This is a genomic window from Mitsuaria sp. TWR114, assembly GCF_007997345.1.
Genome location: NZ_VOSR01000999.1, coordinates 1 through 3519 on the forward strand (window position 1 = coordinate 1; position 3519 = coordinate 3519).

Below are 3519 nucleotides of genomic sequence, written 5' to 3' on the forward strand. Positions count from 1 at the left end.
CCTGGTCGTGCGCATCCTGATGTCGCAGCTGCGGCGCATGCGCGCGGACGACGCGCAGTTCGCGCCCCTGGTCGGCGTGCTGGGCCGCTACGTCAGCCATCACGCCAAGGACGTGGAGCAGGGCATCCTGCCGCGGCTGACGCATGCCTCGTCGGTGGACTGGCCGTCGCTGTCGACCGCGCTACGGCGCCGTCGCGACGAGCTGGAACGGCAGTGGCGCGACGAACTGGCCCAGGAGAGCGCGGAGTACGAGCGGCAGCAGGACGCCTGAGCGTCCATGGGCCTCAGCCGGAGGCCGCCTCGCCGCCGGGGCGTTCGGCCATGGGGGCCGTTTGTGCCGCCGGTGCCGCTTGAGCCGTTTGTGCCTTTGCGGCGCTGCGTGCCGCGCGGCGCGCCAGCGATGCCACCAACTCATGCGCCTGGAAGTGCGCCAGCAGCCGCTGCTTCTGTTGCGCGGTCAGCAGGGACGCCCCGATCATTTCGGGCCAGTGCGCGAAGGCCGCCTTGACGCAGCGCGAGATCGCTTGCTCCGCCGGCTTGACCGGGATGCGCAGCCGGTCGCAGAAAGCCTGCAGCAGCGCCGGCGACATCGACTGCGGTGCCGTCGCCGCGCCCTCGGAAGCCCGCGCGGCCCGCGGCAGGTACTCCGGCGGCAGGATCAGCAGCGCATGGCCGCGCAGGCGGTGGTACACCGCGTAGGCGACCAGGTCGTAGGCCGGCGAGAGCGTCGGCGTGAGGCCGTCGAGGTAGCGCACGCCGAGGTTCTTCAGATGCATGTCGGCATTGCCGACCATCTCGTTGACCACCAGCCGGCGCAGCAGCTCGTGCACCGCCGGCTGCCCCATAGAGGGCTCGGCCATCAGCACCGCGGCGATGTCGAGGTAGGTCACCGGGCGTCCGTCGGGCCCGCCGCCGTACTTGTCCTCGGGCATGCGGCCCAGGATCTGGGCGAAGTCCTCGACGTGGATGCGCCCGGCCGGCGAGCGGTCGAAGCGCGTCACCGCGAGGAAGCGGGTCTGCCCCGTCGCGTCGCCGAGGTCGTAGCCATGCGGCAGGCCCAGGCGCTCCAGCGGCTCGAGCGCCGCGTCGCAGGTGTCCACGCCGGCCGCGCGCGCCAGGCGCAGCGTCAGGTCCTCGACCTCCGGCAGCAGCGGCTGCCCGACGACCGGCAGCTTGGCGATGATGTGGGTGTCGTGGTCCTTGGTGCGGCCGACGTAGCGGTCGCCATCGCGGATCACGCCGAGCTTGGGCTGCACGCCCGACAGCGACACGCCTTCCTCGAGCGGATCGGCGGTGACCGACATCTCCAGCGCGTCCTGGCCCTGGGTGACGTAGCGGGCGAGCTCGTCCCGCGACAACGCCACCGGCAGCGCGTGGACCTTGCCGGGCAGATCCTTGCCGCAGGCGGCCAGCATCTCGAAGTGGTCGGTCGGGGCGCACTGGCGCAGCGCGGCGACGTGGTCGCGGAACACGCCCTCGGGCAGCAGGTTCTGGAAGAAGGCCGGCAGCAGCCAGCCGTTCTTCGCGGAGTGGCGACCGTTGAAGCTGGCGGACCGGATGTCGCGCCAGACCGCCGCCTGCGCCTGCGGCGTGGCCGCGCGCATCGACAGCGACAGCGTGGGCATGACGGCGCCGGCGCGCGCGACCAGATCCTCGTCGGCGACGAAGCGGTTGGTGACCGCCGCGCCGGGCAGCGCGTACTGGAACAGCACGCCCAGGCGGAGCTCCCCCAGGTGGATGGCCAGCGCCTTGACGTTCATCGCGGCCCCTTGGCAGAGGGACCGGCGGGCGCGTGCAGCGCGTCCAGCGCCTCGGTGACGACGGACCGGACCGGCGGGCCGAGCTCCTCGCCCGCGCCCAGCGCCCGCGCCGCGCCCTTGGGCACCAGCAGCAACTCCAGGCCCAGCCGGTCGGCCAGGGCCATCAGCGTGGTGAGACGGAAGTCCTCTTCGCCGCTCAGCACATGGGTCAGCGTGCGCGGCGACACGCCCGACGATTCCGCCAGGCGCGCTTGCGTCCAGCCATTGCGCTTGGCGCTTCGCGGAGGGCGCCGGCGATTTCCGGGAGGGTGAGCATGGTAATGAATTGCTGATCGACGGTTAAACCGTAGTTTATTGCCAGATCTGGGTCAAGAGATTGGCAATATATTGCGCATAAAAATGAAAATGGCACCGAAGTGCCATTTTCCAATGCTGCCGTCGAAAGGGAAGGGCGCGACGGCGCGATGCGCGGCTCCTCAGCGGGAAGCCGGCGTGCTGGCCGCGCCGGCCGCGGCCGGGAAGGCCGCGCGAGGCCCGGCCGCCCCGGCCGCCGTCACGCGCCAGATCGCGTTGCCGACGTCGTCCGCCACCAGCAGCGCGCCCTGGCGATCGATCGCCACGCCCACCGGCCGGCCCATCGCCTGGCCCTTGGCGTCGAGGAAGCCGGTCAGCACGTCGATCGGCATGCCGCTGGGCTTGGCGCCGACGAAGGGCACGAAGACGACCTTGTAGCCCGCGGGCACCTTGCGATTCCAGGAGCCGTGCTGGCCGATGAACATGCCGTGCGCATAGTCCTGCGTCAGCTTGTTGCCGTCCGCCGAGGCCAGCCCCAGCGAGGCCGTGTGCGCGCCGACCGCGTAGTCCGGCACCAGCGCCTGCTCGACCAGCTCCGGCCGCTGCGGCTTGACCCGCTCGTCGACGTGCCGGCCGTACCAGCTGTAGGGCCAGCCGTAGAAGCCGCCGTCGCGCACCGAGGTGATGTAGTCGGGCACGAGGTCGTCGCCGAGCTCGTCGCGCTCGTTCACCGCCACCCACAGCGCCTTGCTGGTGGGCTCCCAGGCCAGGCCCACCGGGTTGCGCAGCCCCGAGGCGAAGACGCGCGAGGCGCCGCTCTGCAGGTCGATCTCCAGGATCGCAGCGCGACGCTGCTCGTTCTCCAGGCCGTTCTCCGCGATGTTGCTGTTGGAACCGATGCCCGCGTAGAGCTTGGTGCCCTCGGCATTGGCGATCAGGCTCTTGGTCCAGTGGTGGTTGATCGTGCCGCCCGGCAGGTCCGCCACCTTGACCGGCGCGCCGGCCAACCGGGTCTGCCCGCTCGCGTAGGGGAAACGGACCACCGCGTCGGTGTTGGCGACGTAGAAGTTGTTGCCGATCAGCGCCATGCCGAAGGGCGAGTTCAGGCCCTCGGCGAAAGCGAAGCGCTGGTCGGCGACGCCGTCGCCGTCGGTGTCGCGCAGCAGCGTGATGCGGTTGGCGCTCTTGGGCGTGGCGCCGGCCTTCTTCTGGAACTGCTTGGTGATCCAGGCCTTGGGACCCTTGCCGTCGTCGGGGCGCTCCGGCGCGTTGGTCTCGGCGATGAGCACGTCGCCGTTGGGCAGCACGTGCAGCCAGCGCGGGTGGTCCAGCTTGTCGGCGAAGCGCGTGACCGCCAGCCCGGGCGCCGCCTGCGGCTTGCCGCCCGCGGGCCAGCCGACCGCCTTGGCGACCTTGACCGTCGGCACCAGCGTCCTCTGCGGCTCGGGCAGCGTCGGGTTGGGCC

Annotated in this window: 3 protein-coding genes and 1 pseudogene; 1 reads left to right on the forward strand and 3 read right to left on the reverse strand. The window is 71.4% G+C overall.

Annotated features, from left to right (window positions below; translation table 11 throughout):
- Nucleotides 1-271: pseudogene (locus tag FUT87_RS29555) on the forward strand (hypothetical protein); the annotation flags it as partial.
- A gap of 13 nt (nt 272-284) precedes the next feature.
- Here FUT87_RS29555 and FUT87_RS26695 read toward each other — a convergent pair.
- The 3 genes from FUT87_RS26695 to FUT87_RS26705 all read right to left on the reverse strand — a co-directional run.
- Entirely contained in the window at nt 285-1760 is a 1476-nt protein-coding gene (locus tag FUT87_RS26695; protein ID WP_147242937.1) for a type II toxin-antitoxin system HipA family toxin, read from the reverse strand.
- Nucleotides 1757-2086, reverse strand: coding sequence for a helix-turn-helix transcriptional regulator (locus tag FUT87_RS26700; RefSeq protein ID WP_147242938.1), 330 nt, complete (start codon nt 2084-2086; stop codon nt 1757-1759). The genes FUT87_RS26695 and FUT87_RS26700 overlap by 4 nt, the downstream gene beginning before the upstream one ends.
- A gap of 150 nt (nt 2087-2236) precedes the next feature.
- A partial coding sequence (locus tag FUT87_RS26705) for a sorbosone dehydrogenase family protein (protein WP_147242939.1) occupies nt 2237-3519 on the reverse strand: 1283 nt, incomplete at its 5' end.

Excerpts from the sequence above, each read along its gene's own strand:
- FUT87_RS26695 (WP_147242937.1), bottom strand. The coding sequence starts at position 1,760 with ATGAACGTCAAGGCGCTGGCCATCCACCTGGGGGAGCTCCGCCTGGGC.